This window comes from Mesorhizobium sp. P2_E6 (genome assembly GCF_056403835.1).
This window is the reverse complement of record NZ_JBFUEQ010000006.1, coordinates 158,327-177,332: the sequence shown is the minus strand read 5'-3', so window position 1 is coordinate 177,332 and position 19,006 is coordinate 158,327. Positions and strand designations below refer to the sequence as shown.

The window sequence follows — 19,006 nt, the reverse complement described above, 5'->3', positions numbered from 1 at the left end:
AGGGGACTTCCTTGTTCAAGCGCATCCTTCGTATCGTCATCATCGCCCTGGTTCTGCTCGTCCTCTTCGTCGTGGTCGGTGGCATTGTCGGCTTCAACTTCCTGCGCGACAACGGCATCAAGCAGTATTTCGCTACGATGAAGCCGCCGGCGGCGACAGTGTCGACGACCATCGCCAAGCCGTCGACCTGGACGCCGGGCGTCGAGGCTATCGGTACGGTCAGGGCTGTGCGCGGTGTCGATCTGACGGTTGAAACCACCGGCATCGTCAAGGAGATCCTGTTTCACGCCAACCAGAAGGTTGCGGAAGGCGCGGTCCTGCTGCAACTCGACGGTGCGGTCGAGCGCGCCGATCTGGAAGCAACGAAGGCGCAAGTCGCGGTCGTCCAGATGGCGCTGACGCGCGCCATTGAACTGCAGCGGCGCGGCGTCAATGCGGACGCTACGCTCGACACGGCGCGGGCAACCGCATCGGCAACCGCCGCGCAAGTGAACAAACTGCAGGCGGTGCTCGACCAAAAGCAGCTGACGGCGCCTTTCAGCGGCACGGTGGGCATTCCGAGAATCGACCTCGGCCAGTACCTGGCGCCTGGCACCGTAGTGGTGACGTTGCAGGATCTGGACACGATGCGGGTCGATTTCTCGGTTCCCGAACAACAGCTCCCGCTGCTCAAGATCGGCCAGACGGTGCGACTGGGCATCGGCGGCGGCGAGATGCCCTATGCCGGTACCATTCGCGGCATCGACCCGAAAATCGACCCATCCAGCCGGTTGGTGAATATCAGGGCGGAAGTCGCCAATCCTGAAGGCAAGCTGACCCCGGGCCAGTTCGTGCAGGTCCGTGTCGAACTGCCCGAAGAGCAGAATGTGCTGGCGCTGCCGCAGACGGCGCTGACCACCAGTCTCTATGGCGACTATATATTCGTCGTACAGCCGGCGAAGCCCGCCGAAGCGCCCCCAGCGCAGGCAGCCAAGCCGGAAGAAAAGCCCGCCGCGTCGGCAACCGACAAACCGGCGGACGCCCAGCCCACAGACAAAAAGCCGGCAGATACCAAGCCGGCTGAAGCCATGAAGCCGGCGGCAGATGCAACCAAGCCTGCCGCCGATGCGGCAAAGCCAGCGGACAAGGCTGCCGATCCGGCCAAGCCGGCGGCGGAAGCCGACAAGCCCGCTCTGGTGCTGTCGCAGGTCTTCGTCAAGCCCGGTCGTCGCAACGAGGGCATGGTCGAGATCGTCGAGGGGCTGAAGGCTGGAGACGAAGTCGTCACCGCCGGTCAGAACCGGCTCTTCAATGGCATGTCCGTCGCCGTCGACAACACCATCGACCCGACCAAATCGGCGAACAAGCAGGCCGACCCGCAATGAGCTTTTCCGATATCTTCATTCGCCGGCCTGTCCTTTCGACGGTCCTTGCCTGCATGATCCTGCTGCTGGGTTTCCAGGGCATCTTCAACCTGTCGATCCGGCAATATCCGAAGGTCGACGAGACGGCGATCACCATCACGACGGCCTATCCCGGCGCCAGTGCCGACCTGATCCAGGGCTTCATTTCCGCTCCGATCGCCCGCGCCGTGGCCTCGACCGAGAACATCGACTACGTCACCTCGTCGAGCCGTCCGTCTTCCAGCACCGTGACGGTGCAGATGAAGCTTGGCTCCAACCCCGACGTGGCACTGACCGAAGTGCTGTCCAAGGTCCAGGGCGTGCGCGGCACCTTGCCGGACGCCTCCAAGGACCCCGTCATCGTCAAGGGCACCGGCCAGCAGTTCGCGATGATGTACATCTCGATGCAGAATCCGAACATGACGAAGGAGCAGCTGACGGAGTATATCGAGCGCGTCATTCGGCCACGCATGTCGACGGTCGAAGGCGTCGCCGACGTGCAGATCTTCGGCGCCCAGGAATACTCGATGCGCGTCTGGATCGACCCGGTCAAGCTTGCCGCGCGCGGCGTGACTGCCGCCGAAGTTCTGGAGGCGATCGATAATTCCAACTTCCTGTCGGCGCCGGGCAATACGCAGAACGAGTATGTGGTCTCGTCGATCACAGTGCGCTCGACGCTGCAGACGCCCGAAGCATTCGCCGCGCTGCCGTTGCGCTCGACGGACGGCAATGTGGTGCGGCTGCGCGACGTGGCTCGCGTCGAACTCGGCGCCGAGAACACCGACACCAGGGTCAGCTTCAACGGCAAGCCCGGCACCTTCCTCGCCATCTTCCCGACACCCGCGGCCAACCCACTGACCACGGCGGCGGCGCTTACCAAGCTGGTACCGCAGATTCAGGAAACACTACCGAAGGGCATGACGATCGAGGTCGTCTACGATGCGACCGGGCAGATCAGCGCCTCGATCGAAGAGGTGTTCAAGACCATCGCCGAGGCGGTTGCCATCGTCATCGTCGTCATCCTTTTGTTCCTTGGCTCTTTCCGTTCGGTGATGATGCCAATCGTCACCATCCCGCTGTCGCTGATCGGCGTCTGCTTCCTTTTGTTTGCGGTGGGCTATTCGATCAACCTTCTCTCCCTGCTGGCCATGGTGCTGGCTATCGGCCTCGTCGTCGATGACGCCATCGTGGTGGTCGAAAACATCCACCGCCACATGGAAGAAGATCACATGTCGCCGATGCAGGCGGCATTCAGCGGCATGCGCGAAATCGCGTCGGCCATTGTCGCCATGACGATGACGTTGGCCGCCGTGTTCGCGCCGCTGGCCTTCACCGGCGGCCTGACGGGCGCGCTGTTCCGCGAATTCGCGGTCACGCTCGCCGGCTCGGTTGTGCTGTCAGGTGTCATCGCCGTCACCATCACCCCGATGATGTCGGCGCGCCTCTTGAAGTCCGGCACACCGGGCCGTTTCCAGCGTATTGTCGACGGCACCTTCGCGCGGGTCGAGCACGTCTACGAGAGGGCCGTCACCGGTTCGCTGAACTATCGCCCGCTGACGCTGATCATCGTGCTGGCGCTTGTCGGCGTCACCGGTTTCATGTTCACCAAGACCTCGAGCGAACTGGCGCCGGAAGAGGACCAGGGCTTTCTGCTCTCGATTGTGACAGCGCCACGCTATGCTACGTCCGACTACACCGAGACATACGTCAACCAGATGCTCGGCCTTGTGAGGGATATTCCCGAGACGCGGGCGCAGTTCTCCGCCGTCGCCTTCGGCGGTGAGACAAACAGCGCCTTCGTCGGCTTTGCCTTCAAGGACTGGGCTGAACGCAAACGCAATTCCAAGGAATTGCAGGCCGACATTACGGCCCGTCTCGCCAAGGTGGCGGGTGTCCAGGCCTTCGTCTTTGCGCCACCGACGCTGCCGGGCTCCGGCGGCGGCCTGCCCATCGCCTTGGTGGTGCGATCGACCGGCGATTCCTCGGAAGTGTACGATGTGGCGGAGAAGATCAAGAACAAGGCGCAGGCCTCCGGTCGCTTCATCGTCGTGCAGAATTCGATGGCCTATGACGCGCCGCAGGTGACGGTGACTATCGATCGCGACCGCGCCGCGGCCCTCAACCTGCCGATCGCCGATATCGGCCGGACGTTGACGCTGCTGGTCGGCGGTGCCGAAGTGGCGCAATTCGATCGCGACTCCAACAGCTACGACATCATCCCGCAGGTGCCGCAGGAGTTCCGCGACAACCCCGAAAAGCTCGGCCAATACTTCGTGCGCAGCGTCACGGGCGAGATGGTGCCGCTGTCGGCCGTGGTGAAGATCTCCAACAATGCCGCGCCGGCGGCCATCGAGCAGTTCAACCAGCTGAATTCAGCAACGATTTCCGCGCTTCCGCTGCCCGGTGTCACCACCGGCGACGGGCTGAAGGCACTGGAGGACATCGCCAGGGAGAACCTGCCCGATAGCTTCTTCATTGATTACTCCGGCCAGTCCAGGCAAGAGAAGGAACAGGGCAACACCATCCTGATCGCCTTTGCGGCGGCCGTCATCGTCATCTATCTGGTGCTGGCGGCGCAGTTCGAAAGCTTCCGCGATCCGCTGATAATCATGATGGCGGTGCCGCTATCGATCTTCGGCGCCATCGTGCCGCTCAATCTGGGTCTCGGCACGCTCAACATCTATACGCAGGTCGGTCTGATCACGCTGATCGGCCTGATCACCAAGCACGGCATCCTTCTGGTCGAGTTCGCCAACCAGCAGCGTGAAATCCATGGCATGCGGCGGCGCGACGCCATCATCGCCTCGGCCAAGGTCCGCCTGCGCCCGATCCTGATGACGACGGCGGCGATGGCGCTTGGCGTGGTGCCGCTGATCACGTCCAGCGGTGCGGGCGCCGCGGCGCGCTATTCGATGGGCCTGGTCATCTTTACCGGCATCCTGGTCGGCACCATGTTCACGCTCTTCGTCGTGCCCATGTTCTACACCTTCATCGCCAGCAAGGACCTGCCGCATCTGGCCGAGAAGCCGGATCCCAAGCTGATGCCGGCACTGCCGAACTAGAGCAATTCCAGGAAAAGTGTGAAACGGTTTTCCCGGGAAAAGCGCGTAGCGCTTTCCCTTAGGGAATTGCGTCAAAACAAAGAGTTAGAGCAGTTGGCCGTTTCAGAGAAACGGTGAACTGCTCTAAAGCAAAACAGGATGACAACAAAAAAGAGGCCGGAAAATTCCGGCCTCTTTTTTTGGCTGGGCTCGATACCGCCGGTTTGAGCTGTACTCGATACCGCGCAAACCTTCCTGCGGGAGCCTTGAACGAGGACGCGGCAGTTGGCCTGCCCGTTTCACAGCCTGCTACTTGACGATGACGATGCTGGTGTTGGTCGGCCCGAACATTTCGACGAGCTGATAGAAATCGGCGGCGTTGTCGGGATGCAGCCGCACGCAGCCATGCGAAGCCGGCTGGCCGAGGCGCTTGATCGCGTTGGTGGCATGCACCGCATAGCCGCCGCTGAAGAAGACCGAGTGCGGCATCGGCGCGTTGTCGTACTTCTTCGAATACCACATCTCATGCATGCGCGTCGGCTTGAACGAACCGGTCGGCGTCACATGGGCTCCGTCGCCGGTAGAAACCTTCCAGGCGAAGGCCGGCCGACCGTCGACAGAGACTTCCATGACCTGCTGTGAAAGCGAGACGCGCGCCACGATCTTGTTGGCGGCGTGCGCTGCGCCCGAGCCTGCGCCGAACAGCAGTGCCGCACCGGTCAGGGCGGCGGCGGCGACGTTGATCAGCTTGGCGGAAATGGCGGTGTGCATGATGGTATCCCCTCTCTCTGCCGGACTTGGCCGGCTCCAATTCGATGGCTGCTTATCCCAATGGCATGTTTCGGGGAGATTTCGTGAAATGCTCGTTTTTGTTTCGAATCTGTTTCCTCTGGTTAACAAGCAGAGCCCGCTGACCGCCCCGGGAGAGGCGGTCAGATGCTGCTTGCTGACGGGGTCCAGATCACGAACATGGGTATTTGCCCCTCAACGAAGGTGCGAATTTCTGTATATGAAACAATGATCTTCGATCTCGAAACCAAGCGGCAACAAAGCGCGACTCCAAGCGGCATGATCCGGATACGGGCCGCAAGCAAAGTTGACGTAACGAAAACAGCCGGTACGAAAATGGAAACGAAATCGAACGCACTGTCCTGGGTTCTCAGGATCAGCATCGCGGCAGTGGTCATCGGCGGGGTCGGCACGGTTGCCGGCAACTCGTTGACAAATCTCGGCGCGATGACGTCAGGCGAGATTTCGACCCTGCATGCCGCACTGTTTTTTGCCACGGTCTGGATTGTTTCCAGCCTGCGCGTCGTTCGGCTCAAGGCCCTCTGGCGGGTCGGTCTTAAGCTGACGGGAATGCGCGGCCCCTCCGGCAACTTGCTGCCGAGAGGACCGAAGGCCCGCGCCGCAGCGGGGGGCTCCGTGAGCGGCGCGGGCACTTCGGGAGTATCCTGAAGTGACCTGCAACACACAAATGGGGAACTGATACGATGAACACGAAATTTGCCGCTTCGGTGCTTTCTGCACTGCTTTACGCGCAGGGCCTGCTGGGCTTTGCCGCCGTTGCCACCGTGCTGCTCAGGGACCGCGCCCATGCGAGCGAGCTCAGCATGGGCAATGACATCCCATCGGGTCCCTCGCTGCTGGTGGTGCGCTGATCGTCAGGAGCATCGGATCCAGGTGGAAACTCCGATGCTCGAACGAAGAGATGGCGTCAGTGCCCCAGCCGTCAGTCGACGAATTGCTGCGGCGGATCAAACCGATAGCCGGCGCCGCGAATGGTGGTGATGGTGTCGGTGTCGAGCTTGCGGCGCAGCCGCACGATGCGCGAATCGATCGAGCGATCGAAGGCGTCGGCGTTTTCGGCAGGTGCCGCGGCAATGATATCGTCACGCGTCAGCACCTTGCGCGGACTGGCCAGGAACAGCCTGAGCAGCGCCACCTGACCGGGCGAAAGCTGCTCTTCCGTGCCGGACCGATGCATGACCATGGCCGATCTCAGATCGACGGTCGCGTTCTCCAGCACGATCAGTTCCTGCGTGCCCCTGCCGCGTCGCGAAAGCAAGCCTCCGACACGGGCGGCGAGTTCCCTGACATTGAGTGGGCTCTCGACGACGTCGGCCGCACCAAGCTCGAGCGCCAGCACCTTGTCGACGAGATCTGCCGGCCGGCAGATCAAGATGAAATCCGGTCCGCCCTCGCCACCATGGCGCTTGAGCAGATCCCGCCCCTCCGCCTGGCTGACGCTGTCGCCGATGACGACGACGTCGATGCCCTTTCCCGACAGCAGCGACTCAGCCTCCCATGGCTGCCGCGCCTGATGCACATCGTGGCCACGCCGCTCGAGATGGTCGGCGAGTTCGGTCGCGACCACTTCGGCGACCGAAACGAGCGCAATGACGGATCGTGCGGCCATATTTTTCAACCGTTCCCTGGCAACTAGATATGAGTGCTGGACATCATGTTTATACCCAATCTACTTTCCACTGAAAGTGGGAGCGAGAGCATCGTGCGGGCAAGAATTGTCATCGTCGAGGATGAGCCCGACCTGAGGGACGCGGTCGCCGAATATCTGGGCGCCGCCGGCTATGACGTGGTCACCGCCGAAAGTGCGGCCGCCGCGCGCAGCCTTGTTGAAACGCAGTCGTTTCATCTCGCCATCCTCGACATCGCCATGCCGGGCGAGGATGGCCTCTCGCTCGGTCGCTGGCTGCGTTCGCGGCTGCCGATCGGTATCATCTACGCGACAGCCGCCGGCACCGCGCTCGACCGCATCGTCGGGCTGGAACTCGGCGCCGACGACTACATCGTCAAGCCCTACGAATTGCGCGAAGTGCTGGCAAGGGTCCGTAGCGTGCTGCGCCGGGTTCCTCAGCCGCAGGAGCTTCAGGGCAAGAAGGCCGCGACGGATCGGCGTTCCGTTGCCTTTGGCCCTTTCCAGGCCGATCTCGACGGCAGGCTGGTCACCGGCGCCAATGGCTCGGTGATCGACATGGCCAAGAGCGAGTTCGACGTGCTGGAGGTTTTCCTGACCCGCGCCAACCGGCTGCTGACCCGCGCCGCGATCTCCGAGGCGATCGGCTTCACCGAAGACCCGGACTCGTCGCGCGCGGTCGACATTCGCATCATGCGGCTGCGCAAGAAGATCGAGACGGATCCGGCCAATCCGAAATTTCTGCGCACGGTGCGCGGCGAAGGCTATATCTTTTCGCTGCCGACCGGCGACGGCAACTGAGCATCGAGCCCAAAGAGGGGTCAGGCTCGCAGCCGTCGCCCGCCGATCGACTGGCCCTGGAATGACGGCAGAAGATGATCGCTGAAACAGCAAACACGGATATGCAAGGGCTCAGGCAGGGCGCGGCGATGGCGGCCGTGCGCGTCGTTCGCCGGCTGCGCGAGGCCGGCGACTGGCAGCGCGAGATGGAGGGCATCCTGGAAACGCTCTGCCGGGCCATAGAATGCCAGCGCGGTATCCTGTTTCGCTTGCGCGAGCTGCCCGGCCAGGGCTTCGCCCAGTCGGTCGCCGCCTATTGGATCGACCCCGACTTCGGCGGAGAACTGGCATCGCCAACCGTCATCATGCAGTCGGTCGTCAACTCGGATCCGCTGCTGGAGCGGGTGGCCGAGGATGAACGGCAAGGCAAGATCTTCGCCGGTCACACGCGCGATCTCGAAGGCTTCCTGAGAACCGACTTCGAAAAGCAGAACATCAAGTCGTTCCTGTCGGTGTCGGTCTTCGCGCATGGCCATCTGTGGGGCACGCTGGCGGTCAATGACTGCGTCGACGAGCGCGACTGGACCGACGAGGAGGAGGCGACGCTGCACATCATCGCGCTCGCCATCGGCGACGCCATCGAGCGATCGCCCTCCGACGCCCATGCCAGCGAAGTCATTCGCCGCACCATGCTGCAGGCCTCGCTCGACGCCATCATCGTCATCGACGAGGCCGGGTCGATCATCGAATTCAACCCTGCCGCCGAAAAGATGTTCGGCTTCCAGCGCAGCGACATCCTCGGCAAGGACCTGCTCGACACCGTCGTGCCCGAATACTACCGCAAGGGCTATTCTTCGGGCGCCGACTATATGTCCGGCCGCGGCGCGCCTATGGTTGGCCAGCGGCTAGAGACCGTGACGCAGAATGCGGCCGGCGAGGTGTTTCCGATCGAGCTGACGGCGACCGAGATGCGGGTCGCCGATCGCCGACTGATCTTCGGTTCGATCCGCGATTTGCGCGACAGGCTACGCGCCGAGGAGGAGATCGGTCGCCAGCGCGAGAAGCTGCACCAGAACGAGAAGATGGCGGCGATGGGTTCGTTGCTGGCCGGCGTCTCTCACGAACTCAACAACCCGCTGGCCGTGGTGGTGGCGCAATCGACGCTGCTGCACGAATTCGCCTCCGATCCGCAGACCAAGGTACGTGCCGAGAAGGTGCGTGCCGCCGCCGAGCGTTGCGGCCGCATCGTCAAGAGCTTCCTGTCGATGGTCCGCCTTCATCCTGCAGCCCAGGCCGAGACCGACCTCAACCAGGTGATCCGCGCTGCCCTCGAGGTGACCGCCTACGGCGCGCGATCAAGCGGCATCATCATCGACACCGATTTCGCCGCCGGCCCGCTGCTGGCCATGGCCGACGCCGACCACGTGACGCAGGTGGCGGCCAACTTCCTCATCAACAGCCAGCATGCATTGGCCGGCATTGCCGGCGACCGGCTGATCAAGGTACGGACGTTCCGCAGTGATCGGGGCAACCCCGGCTTCTCGGTCGAGGACAATGGCCCCGGCGTGCCGGAAGCGATCCGCGGCCGCATCTTCGAATCCTATTTCACCACCAAGCCGGTCGGCGTCGGCACCGGCATCGGCCTGTCGATCTCGAAATCGATCATCGAGCGGCACAATGGCAATGTCTGGTTCGAGGAAGTGATACCGAGGGGAGCACGCTTCGTAGTCCAGCTGCCGGCCATTGCGGCCGGCGCCGCCAGCGCCGGCGAGAACCAGCCGCGCTCGAGCGGCTTGCGTCATGCCTTGATCATCGACGACGAGCCGGATGTCGCCGGCTCGCTCTCCGACATCCTCGAATTGATGGGCATCAAGTCGCGGATTGCACCCGTCTGGGAATCAGGCACCATCACCTTGGGCGGCCACATGCCGCCCGATATCGTCTTTTCGGACCTGCGAATGCCCGGCATCAGCGGCATATCGATCTATCGCGAGCTGCTTGTCGAAAGGCCCGACCTGGCGCAGCGTTTCGTGCTGGTCACCGGCGACCTGATCGGCGCGAAAGCCGAAATCGAGGCCTTGCCGGCGCAGCAGCGGCCGCAGATCCTGGAAAAGCCGTTCAGCACTTTGGATGTACGCAGCGTGCTGTCCGCCATTGCCGAACAGGCGGCATTGAAAGGATAAAAAGAGGCCCCCAGCCGGGCTCGTGGCAGGGGGCCGAAGAAGAGCGCGCTGGAGGGAGCGCTCGGGGGAGGTCAGAGCATGATCCCAAAGAGGGAACCGGTTTCGGGATCAGGCTTTGACAAAAATCAGAAAACGTTCGGCGTGCTGGTCAACGGCGCAGCATTGGCGATCATGCGGATCGCGCGGATCTTGTGCGCTCCTGACTGCTCGGCGATGGCGCGCAGGCAATCCATGCTCTCGGCGCCCCAGGCCTGCCCCTTGCAGGCGAAGTCGATCGTCGGCATCGGCAGGCGCGCGGTCCTGGTCGTCGTCTGCGCGCCGTCGACGAGGTTGGCTGGCGGATTCAACGAAGCGAAGGCCGGCCCGACTGTCGGCGCGAACGCCATGCCGATGAAGGCGCAAGCAGCCAGCAGAATGAACATAGCCATGGGATGGTCGCTGGCCTGCTGGCGCAGCGCCAGTTTCGGACGGCGGTCATCGCGCTCTGGAGCCTGGAGGAGGCGCTCGCCACGGGTCGTGTTGATTTTCGCATACATCGCCGTTCCCTTCGCTAAGTTTCTTTTTGGTGATGAAACGAACTTAGCCGCACTGTGTAACCGGGCTAGGGTGGTGCAAGTCTGACAATGTAACCGGTCTGAAACAGTATTTCGGGCAGAATCGGGCAAAACCGGTCACAGCGTTTCGCACATCCTCTCGAAGAATGAGTCTTCGCCCGATTCCGGCCCTGATTGCTCTGGCCAAGCGCCGCCGCAGCGCGGCCCCAAGCCGACGACCGGCAATCCCGTTCCCGCCCCCGCAAGGCGCTTTGTCCGCCGCTCCGTCCGCCTCGCAAAGTCGTGCCGGGACAGTGTCCCTGAAAACGTGACTAACACGCGGATTCTCCGGGATTTTCCGAGCCGACAGCCGCGCGGATTCTGGCTCCAGACGGCATAGGAATTCCGCCCGGGAAACCTTCCGATTTTCACAAGCCATTGCATTTCAATGAAAAATATGCTTTTATTGAATGAGTATTCAATAAAAAGAAGAGACGTTTTATGAACCCGCACCTCCGTGACGTGGCGATCCCCAACGATTGGGACCGGCGGGGACTGCCGGGTTGGAGTTACCATTCCGATGCCCTTCTCGAACTCGAGAAGGAGCACGTCTTCCGCAACCACTGGCAGATCGTCGGTCATGTCTCGGACATCCCGAATGCCGGCGACTACCTGACCATGGATGTGGTCGGCGAGCGCGCCTTGATCGTGCGCGGCAAGGACGGCGTCGTGCGCGGCTTCAACAACATGTGCCGCCACCGCGGCAGCCGCGTCGTCGCCGACAGCCAGGGCAATTGCAAGAATGCGCTGGTGTGCCCGTTCCATGGCTGGGTCTACAATCTCGACGGCACGCTGCGCGGTGCCGCGCGCCCGCGCTCCTTTCCCGATCTCGACAAGACCGAATTCGGCTTGATGCCGCTCGATCTGGAAATCTGGATGGGTTTCATCTTCATCCGTTTCCGCAATGGTGGGCCGCAGCCTTCGGTCGCCGAGTTGATGAAGCCGATCGAGCCGGAATTCGCGCACTACAACGCCGCCGACATGGTGCCCTCCTGGGGCATCTGGACCCAGAAGACGCCGGTCAACTGGAAGTCGGTGCGCGATGTCGACAATGAGGGCTATCACGTCGCCATGGCGCATCCCGCGCTGCAGGATCTCTATGGCGCCACCTATTTCGACGAGCCGTTCATCAACGGCGTGTCACGCTCCTTTGCCACCTACAATCCGCATGCCGGCCGCCGCTGGAGCGTCAAGAACTATGTCAAGATCGCGCCCGAGCCGACGCATCTGCCCGACTATCTGAAGAAGGCCTGGGTCTATTACGGCATCTTCCCCAATGCGGTCATTTCGGTGATGCCGGAATCGGTGCAGTTCTATCAGGAGTTTCCGCTGTCGACCGGGCAGACCCTGCTGCGCGGCGCCATCTACCGCTACCGCGACGAGAGCCGCGAGCAGGCCGCCGCCCGCTACCTCTCCTTCCGCATCGATCGCGACACCATGTCGGAGGATGTCCAGCTTTCGGTGTGGTCGAACGAATCCATGCTGTCCGAGGCCTTCGAGGGCTTTTATCTCTCGGACCTCGAATATGGCGTGCGCACCCATCACGACCACCTGCGCAAGATGCTGCCGGTGCTCGGCCTGGAAACCGCGCCCGAGGAGAAGGACATGTGGAATCTGAACGACGCGCTCAGGTCGCGGTCTTAAGGGCAGACGGCGATCAGAGGCCCCCTCCCCGTTCTACGGGGCGAAGGGAGAATTCACCCCCGCCACACGCCTTCTTTCGTCAGATCATCCATCGTGCGCGAAATGCCCTCGCGCAAGATGCCGACCATGTCGTCGATCTGATCGCGCGTGATGACCAATGGCGGCGACATCACGCACATGTTGATCAGCGGACGGACCAGCAGGCCGAGTTCATGGCAATGGGCATCGATGCGCTTGCCGACATTCTTGTCGAGCTGCAGTGGGTCCTTGCTTTCGCGGTCAGCCACGCATTCGACGCAGCCCATCAGCCCGAGGCCACGCACCTCGCCGACCAGCGGCAGCTCTTCCAGTGTCTTCAGCTGCGCCTGGAAATAGGGCGCGACGTCCTGCGTATGGGCAAGCGCGCCCTCTTCCAGCAGGTCGAGGTTTTTCAGCGCCACGGCGCAACCGACGGGATGGCTGGTATAGGTCAAGCCGTGGCCGAAGATCGCGTCCGGATGGTTCGACCGGCGCAATTCTTCCAGCAGCCGCTCCGAGATGATGACACCGCCGAGCGGGAAATAGCCCGAGGTGACCCCCTTGGCGAAGGTGATCATGTCGGGATCGATGCCGAACATATCGCCCGAAGCGAAGACATGGCCAAGCCGGCCGAAGGCCGTCACCACCTCGTCGGAGACATAGAGGATGTCGTTGTCGCGGCAGATCTCGCGGATGCGCTTGAGGTAGCCGTCGGGCGGCACGATAACGCCGCCGGACGCCTGCACCGGCTCGCCGACGAAGGCGCCGATCTTCTCAGCGCCGACGCGGGCTACCGTGTCGCGGAACTGATCGACCAGGAAATCGGTGAAAGCGGCAAGGCTCATCCCGTGCGGGCGGCGGAACGGATCGGGCGAAGACAGCTTGATCACCAGATCGTCGGCGCCGTCCATCCAGTCGTGGTCGCGCGGTCGGCCATTGAGCGAGGCCGACAGATAGGTCGAGCCATGATAGGCGCCGCCCCGGCTCAGGATCAGCTTCTTTTCCGGCCGGCCGCGCACATTGTTATAGAACTGCATGAAGCGCAGCGCCGTCTCGACGGCCGAAGAGCCGCCGGTGGTGTAGAAGACGTGGCTGAGATCGCCTGGCGCATGGCCGGCGATGCGCTGGGCAAGTTCCGCCGACGGCGCGTTCATCGTGTACCACGGCGTGTTGTAGGACAGCGCCATCGCCTGATCGTACATCACCCTGGCGAGTTCCTCGCGGCGGTGGCCGACATTGACGCACCACATGCCCGCAGGCCCGTCGATCAGCCGCTTGCCGGTGCTGTCGGTGATGTAGATGCCGTCGCCTTCGCCGATCAGCGTGCGCGCTTCGGCACCGACCGAACCGGCATAGGGCCAGGGCTGGATGAGATGGCGCTTGGCCAGCTCGACGGCATCGTCGTCCCCGACATCAGCCGTTTCGCTCGCCCTCAAATCTCTCACAGCAGCCACAATAGCCTCCACATCATCTCGTCCAATTTTTCTCGGGCATGAAATTCAGCGTCAAATGCCGGAAATGGCGGCTTTCTTCACTTCATTTTGAATGTCCGTTCAATCAATATTACAGAAATAGCGCTTGATTTCAATCCGCCGATGCGGGCATGATCAAAGAAAGCCGGCAAGCCAAAACAAAATTGGGAACAGGCGCCGGCGCCAGCACAATGGGATGCCGTATGGCGGGACAGTCCAGGCCAGCAACCGAGATCACACCCGGAGCCCTGCAATGACGGCGGCGGCGGAAGGGTCGCCCCCGTGGCGCATGACGCGGGCCAGACGAAATGCCCTTCTGCAATCCGAACCCGTACAGGGCCTTGCCCTGATCAGCCCGACCTTTCTCTACGCGCTCATCCTTCTCGTCCTGCCGATCCTGGTGGTCATTGCGCACTCCTTCTGGACGCAGAACTACCTGACCATCGACCGCACTTTCACGCTGGAAAACTACCGCATCGCGCTGACCGAGCCGATCTACCGAGATCTGTTATGGCGTTCGCTCTACATCTCGCTGACGGTCAGTCTGTTCACGGTCATCCTGGCCTATCCGATCGCCTACTTCATTTCGTTCCACGGCGGTCGCCACAAGAGCCTGTGGCTGTTCCTCATCACCATTCCGTTCTGGACCAGCTATCTCTTGCGCGTCATGTCTTGGAAGGTCATCCTCGGCTACAACGGCGTGCTGAATTCCGGCCTGATGGGCCTCGGCATCATCGACGAACCGTCGACGGCGCTGCTTTACAATTCGAGCGCCGTCATCATCACGCTCACCCATGCCTGGGCGGCCTTCGCCATCCTGCCGATCTTCGTCTCGTTGGAAAAGGTCGACCGCACGCTGGTCGAAGCAGCCACCGATCTCGGTGACGGGCCGCTGCGCTCATTCTTGCGCGTGACCTTACCGCTGTCGGCGCCAGGCGTCATCTCGGCAGCGCTGATCGTCATGATCCCGACCGTCGGCGACTATGTCACGCCGAAGCTGGTCGGCGGCAAGGACGGCGTCATGATCGCCAATGCCATCCAGGCACAGTTCGGCAAGGCCTCAAACTGGCCGCTGGGCGCGGCCCTGTCCGTCACCACCATGCTGATCGTGACGCTGATGGCGGGCGCCACGGTGCTCATCATCCGCACTCTGCAGAGGCTGGCACGATGAGGGCGGTGCGGCGTTTCCTGTCCGGCGGCTGGCTGCCGGCCTACGCGTTTCTCTACGTCGTGTTTCTCTACCTGCCGGTGATTTTCCTGCCGATCTTCTCGGTCAACACGGCGGCGACGCCGAAGTTCCCGCTCTCCGGCTTCACCTTGCATTGGTACGAGGACCTGCCCCGCACCCCGGCTTTGCTCGACGCCGCCTGGAACAGCCTGATCGTCGGCGTGTCGGCCGCGGTCCTCTCCACCGTGCTTGGCATCCTCGCCGCCCGTTCGATCACCCGCTACCGCTATCCCGGCCGCCGCACCATCAACGGCCTGATCATGGCGCCGCTGGTTCTGCCGGAAGTCATCGTCGCCATCTCGATGCTGCTGGTGATGCTGCAGCTCGGCTTGAGCCTGTCGCTGTTCACCGTCGTGCTCGGCCATGTCCTGGTCTGCATCCCCTATTCGATGACGGTGCTGACCTCCGGCTTCGAGGGTTTCGACCGCAGCCTGGAGGAAGCCTCCGCCGATCTCGGCGAAAGCGCGTTCGGCACGTTCCGGCGGGTGACGCTGCCGATGGTGGCGCCGGCGATCATCTCCAGCCTGCTGGTCTGCTTCACCATTTCGCTGGATGAGTTCATCATCGCCTTCTTCCTCACCGGCACAGAGGCGACTCTGCCGATCTACATCTGGGGCCAGTTGCGTTTCGCGGCGAAATTGCCCGGCGTGCTGGCGCTCGGCACGCTGTTGCTGGTTGCCTCCTTCCTACTGATGACAATTGCCGAGATCCTGCGTCGCCGCGCCGCCAGACGCACCCAGAACGAGGGAGGCCTCTATGCCTGAGCAGCCGCAAGTCGAGCGCTCCCAGTCCGATAGGCCAATGATCGAGATCCGCAACGTCACCCGCAGCTATGGCGCGTTCAAGGCGCTTGACGACGCCTCCTTGACCATCAAAGAGGGCGAATTCTTTTCGCTGCTCGGTCCATCCGGCTGCGGCAAGACCACGCTGCTGCGCATGATCGCCGGCTTCGACAATCCGACCAGCGGCTCGATCTCGGTCGGCGGCCAGCCGATGGAAGGCATCCCGGCCAATCGCCGGCCGACCAACATGGTCTTCCAGAGCTATGCGATCTTCCCGCATCTTAATGTCGAGCAGAACGTTGCCTATGGGCTGAAACGGCTCAAGCTGCAGGGCGGCGAGGAGAAACGCCGCGTCGAGGAAGCGCTGGCGCAGGTGTCGCTGACCGGCCTCGGCAAGCGCCTGGCCACAGAACTTTCCGGCGGCCAGCGCCAGCGCGTGGCGCTCGCCCGTGCGCTGGTGATGCGGCCCAAGGTGCTGCTGCTCGACGAACCGCTGTCTGCGCTCGACAAGAAACTGCGCGAGCAGATGCAGGTCGAGCTGCGCCGCCTGCAGCAGGCCGTCGGCATCACCTTCGTGCTGGTCACCCACGACCAGTATGAGGCGCTCGCCATGTCCGACCGCATCGCCGTGATGTTCGGTGGAAAAATCGCGCAGGTCGCCTCGCCCAAGGAAATCTACCAGCGGCCGGTCAATCGCCAAGTCGCCGACTTCCTCGGCGGCATGAACTTCGTCAAGGCTGAGATCGTCGAGGAGAATAGCGCCTCATTGGTTGTCGACACGCTGGGCTTCGGCCGCGTCAAGACCGACAAGCCCAAGGCCTTCGTGCGCAATGGTGGCGCAGCCACGCTCGGCATCCGGCCGGAACGTCTGCGCGTGCTGTGGGACAATGCGACGGCCAAGTTCGAGGTCGCAGGCAAAGTGGTCGAACGTCACTATTTCGGCGAGATCACCCATTTGATCGTCGAGATACCGGGCCTGGAAAAGCCGCTGTCGGTGACCGAGACCAACGATTTCGGCGCCGACGACATCCCGGTCGGCACCTCGATCCGCCTTGCCTACGATCCCGAGGCGCTAGTGGCGATGGCCGATTGAAGCTCGGCCATGATCTTGCGCGCGGCGATGCGCCCGGCAACGATGGCGCCTTCGACATAACCCGGAAATGACGGCGACAGTTCTGAACTGGCGAAATACACCGGCGCAGCACCGGTCAGAAGCGTGCGCTCGGCGTCGGTTGCCTTCGCATCGATGATGAGATCGCCGTAGGCGCCGCCGCTCCAGCGGTCATCCGTCCAGTCGCGATAGCTGAGATCGAGGATGCCGGCCGCCTCGGGCCCCAAGGCCTCCACCAGCTTTTTCGCTATTTCGGCGCGCAGTGCCGCATCGCCGAATTCGCGCCAGCGCAAGGCGAGCGGCCCGCCGACGAAGACCACCAGCGCGGCGTCATCGTCGTCCTTGCTGACATCACAGGCAAAAAGCCCCGGCAGGTCGCGCCACATCACCACGCCGCTCAGGCCTCGGTCGCGCCAGAAAGCGGTGGGATAGCGCACCAGCACCTTGATCACCGCGCCGCTTTGCCAGACCGCCAGAGCTCTTTGCAGGCCAGCCGGCAGCGGCGGCGCAAAATCCAGTTTCGCGGCCATCGTCGGCGGTACGGCGATCAACACCGTCCGCGCCTCGATGGTGCCCGCCGCCGATGCGAGACGGACCCTTCCCGGCCCATGTTCGATCCCCGTAACCGCTCTGCTCAACCGCAGCCGGTCGCCGAGATCGCGAGCCAGATCGTCGGCCAGCGAATGCATGGTTTCGCGCACGAAATACTGCAGCTCCGTCACCTCGTTGGTGATGCGCCGGTCATTGTCGATCAGGTGCCACAACGGCAGCTTTTCCAGAGCCTGACACCACAGGCCTTCGATCATCGAGCGGAACACCGCCTTGGCGTCGTCAGGATCGCTCTGGCCAGCGAGCCATGTGGCTACGGTCAGGCCGGCAATTGCCGGATCATCAGGCGAGATCGCATTCATGCGGTCGCGGATCGCCATCGAGCCGGCATAAGTTCGTTCCGCCTCCCTCGCAGACATCGCCGGTTGGGCGACGAAGTCGCCATCCAGATAAGTCTCGACCAGCGTCTTGCGGCGCGCCGCGACGAGGGCCATCAGCTTCGGCATGTCCTCGCACAGGAACTGACCGCCACTGTCGACGCGCTCGCCGAGCCCATTCTGCCTGGACTCGACGCGCCCGCCGACGCGGTCACGCGCTTCGAGCAGCCGGAAGTCCATGCCGACCGCCTTCAGCTCGAGCGCTGCCGACAGGCCGGTGAAGCCGGCACCGACGATGACGACGTCGGTTCTTTCCGGTTCGCTCGTCAATAGCCGGCCTTGATCTTCTCGAACTCGGCGACCATGCGCTGCTTGAGCTCCGGCGCCACCGGCTGCTGGAACAGCGTCTTGTCGAGGAATTTGTCGAGATTGTCGAAGCCGCGGTCGACCAGCACCTTGTGGTCGATCGCCGCCATGCCGGCACCATTGCCATGGCCGTAGCCGAAAGTCTTGACCAAGTAGTCCGACACGGCGGGTGCATTGACGGAGTTCAAGAAATCATAGGCTTCGTCGAGCTTGCCCGGCGCATCCTTCATCAGCACATAGCCGCACACCCAGGTCGAAATGCCTTCCTTGGTGTCGCGGTTCATGGCGATCGGCATGCCTTGCCCCTTCAGCGTCACGAAGGTCTCGTTCCAGCCCCAGACCAGATCGACCTCGTTGCCGATAAAAGCCTGGTTGAGGTCGGTGTCGTCGGTCCAGTAGAAGCGGATGTTCTTGTGCACGTCGCGCAGGAAAGCGGATGCCTCCTGGAACTGTGCATCGGTCATCTTGGTCCAGTCCTTGAGGCCGATGACGAGGCTCGCCAGCGCATAGGCGTCGTCGACATTGTCGCCGATGGTGACACGGCCCCTATACTTGGGATCGGCAAAAATCCTGAGCGACTGCGCCTGTTCAGCCGTCACCTTGTCGGTGCGGTAGAGCAGCGAGGTGTTGCCCCAGTCGAACGGCATGAACCAGGCCTTGCCGTCGGCGGTGGTGGCGAGATCCTTCATCGCCATGATGCCGGGATTGAGGTCCTTCCAGCTGGCGATCCTGGAGGTGTCGAGCGGCTGCAGCATGTCGGCCTCGCGCCACTTGACCACGCTTTGCGAACAAGGGTGGGCAACATCGGCCGTGAAGCCCGCCCGCATCTTCTCGAAAGCTTCGTCCTCGTCGCCAAAGAAAGCGAAGGTCGGTTCGGCGCCGTATTTGGCAGCGTAGGTGGGGTGCAGCAGCGGATCTTCATAGCCCGACCAGTCGAACACCACGAGGTCGCCGCCGCCCTCCGCCAAGGCATGGACGGAGCCCGCGCCGATCAAACACGCGGCGGCAAGGGCAAGGCGGCGTAGCACTGACTTCATGGCTCG

At 62.8% G+C, this 19,006-nt stretch carries 16 protein-coding genes; 10 read left to right on the top strand and 6 right to left on the bottom strand.

All coding sequences use genetic code 11. The features are described from left to right. Positions 1-11 precede the first annotated feature (11 nt). Positions 12-1,364, top strand: a complete 1,353-nt coding sequence (locus AC1D08_RS16830; RefSeq protein WP_457151567.1) for an efflux RND transporter periplasmic adaptor subunit — start codon at positions 12-14, stop codon at positions 1,362-1,364. Continuing rightward, entirely contained in the window at positions 1,361-4,444 is a 3,084-nt protein-coding gene (locus AC1D08_RS16825) for an efflux RND transporter permease subunit (protein ID WP_477227783.1), read from the top strand. Before AC1D08_RS16830 ends, AC1D08_RS16825 begins: the two co-directional genes overlap by 4 nt. A gap of 288 nt (positions 4,445-4,732) precedes the next feature. On the opposite strand, the gene AC1D08_RS16820 is transcribed toward AC1D08_RS16825, so the two are convergent. Then, a complete protein-coding gene (locus AC1D08_RS16820; RefSeq protein ID WP_095089260.1) occupies positions 4,733-5,194 on the bottom strand; it encodes a L,D-transpeptidase in 462 nt (153 codons plus the stop codon). A 165-nt stretch (positions 5,195-5,359) separates the two neighbouring features. On the opposite strand from AC1D08_RS16820, the gene AC1D08_RS16815 reads away from it, so the two are divergent. Further along, positions 5,360-5,881 (top strand): hypothetical protein, encoded by a 522-nt coding sequence (locus tag AC1D08_RS16815; protein WP_457151569.1) that lies wholly within the window; start codon positions 5,360-5,362, stop codon positions 5,879-5,881. 35 nt (positions 5,882-5,916) lie between these two features. After that, positions 5,917-6,084 (top strand): hypothetical protein, encoded by a 168-nt coding sequence (locus AC1D08_RS16810; RefSeq protein WP_457151570.1) that lies wholly within the window; start codon positions 5,917-5,919, stop codon positions 6,082-6,084. A gap of 71 nt (positions 6,085-6,155) precedes the next feature. Here the strand turns inward: AC1D08_RS16810 and AC1D08_RS16805 are convergent, their stop codons facing one another. Continuing rightward, positions 6,156-6,842: a winged helix-turn-helix domain-containing protein gene (locus AC1D08_RS16805; RefSeq protein WP_457151571.1), complete on the bottom strand. Its 687-nt coding sequence runs from the start codon at positions 6,840-6,842 to the stop codon at positions 6,156-6,158. A gap of 45 nt (positions 6,843-6,887) precedes the next feature. Between AC1D08_RS16805 and AC1D08_RS16800 the strand changes: the two genes are divergently transcribed. Both AC1D08_RS16800 and AC1D08_RS16795 read left to right on the top strand, forming a co-directional pair. Next, complete coding sequence (locus tag AC1D08_RS16800) at positions 6,888-7,661, top strand: response regulator (RefSeq protein WP_477227782.1); 774 nt, start codon at positions 6,888-6,890, stop codon at positions 7,659-7,661. 74 nt (positions 7,662-7,735) lie between these two features. After that, complete coding sequence (locus AC1D08_RS16795; protein WP_477227781.1) at positions 7,736-9,823, top strand: PAS domain S-box protein; 2,088 nt, start codon at positions 7,736-7,738, stop codon at positions 9,821-9,823. Positions 9,824-9,948: 125 nt separating this feature from the next. Here AC1D08_RS16795 and AC1D08_RS16790 read toward each other — a convergent pair whose 3' ends face one another. After that, entirely contained in the window at positions 9,949-10,359 is a 411-nt protein-coding gene (locus tag AC1D08_RS16790) for a hypothetical protein (RefSeq protein ID WP_457151574.1), read from the bottom strand. Positions 10,360-10,857: 498 nt separating this feature from the next. Here AC1D08_RS16790 and AC1D08_RS16785 point away from each other — a divergent pair, with 498 nt between their 5' ends. After that, entirely contained in the window at positions 10,858-12,060 is a 1,203-nt protein-coding gene (locus tag AC1D08_RS16785) for an aromatic ring-hydroxylating oxygenase subunit alpha (RefSeq protein WP_477423580.1), read from the top strand. Between the two features lie 53 nt (positions 12,061-12,113). Here AC1D08_RS16785 and AC1D08_RS16780 read toward each other — a convergent pair whose 3' ends face one another. Continuing rightward, complete coding sequence (locus AC1D08_RS16780; protein ID WP_457153042.1) at positions 12,114-13,532, bottom strand: aminotransferase; 1,419 nt, start codon at positions 13,530-13,532, stop codon at positions 12,114-12,116. A gap of 271 nt (positions 13,533-13,803) precedes the next feature. Between AC1D08_RS16780 and AC1D08_RS16775 the strand changes: the two genes are divergently transcribed. Genes AC1D08_RS16775 through AC1D08_RS16765 form a run of 3 tightly spaced genes read left to right on the top strand, consistent with a single transcriptional unit; the run spans position 13,804 to position 16,653 of the window. Then, positions 13,804-14,721 (top strand): ABC transporter permease, encoded by a 918-nt coding sequence (locus AC1D08_RS16775; RefSeq protein ID WP_457153041.1) that lies wholly within the window; start codon positions 13,804-13,806, stop codon positions 14,719-14,721. Next, the gene (locus tag AC1D08_RS16770) at positions 14,718-15,542 is read left to right on the top strand and encodes an ABC transporter permease (RefSeq protein ID WP_457153040.1); all 825 of its coding nucleotides are present in this window, start codon (positions 14,718-14,720) and stop codon (positions 15,540-15,542) included. The genes AC1D08_RS16775 and AC1D08_RS16770 overlap by 4 nt, the downstream gene beginning before the upstream one ends. Positions 15,543-15,579: 37 nt before the next feature. After that, the gene (locus tag AC1D08_RS16765; protein WP_457153043.1) at positions 15,580-16,653 is read left to right on the top strand and encodes an ABC transporter ATP-binding protein; all 1,074 of its coding nucleotides are present in this window, start codon (positions 15,580-15,582) and stop codon (positions 16,651-16,653) included. On the opposite strand, the gene AC1D08_RS16760 is transcribed toward AC1D08_RS16765, so the two are convergent. Both AC1D08_RS16760 and AC1D08_RS16755 read right to left on the bottom strand, forming a co-directional pair. Next, complete coding sequence (locus AC1D08_RS16760; RefSeq protein WP_457153039.1) at positions 16,617-17,927, bottom strand: flavin monoamine oxidase family protein; 1,311 nt, start codon at positions 17,925-17,927, stop codon at positions 16,617-16,619. The two genes, AC1D08_RS16765 and AC1D08_RS16760, sit on opposite strands and share 37 nt — an antisense overlap. Continuing rightward, the gene (locus AC1D08_RS16755) at positions 17,924-19,000 is read right to left on the bottom strand and encodes an extracellular solute-binding protein (RefSeq protein WP_477423576.1); all 1,077 of its coding nucleotides are present in this window, start codon (positions 18,998-19,000) and stop codon (positions 17,924-17,926) included. Before AC1D08_RS16755 ends, AC1D08_RS16760 begins: the two co-directional genes overlap by 4 nt. Positions 19,001-19,006 lie beyond the last annotated feature (6 nt).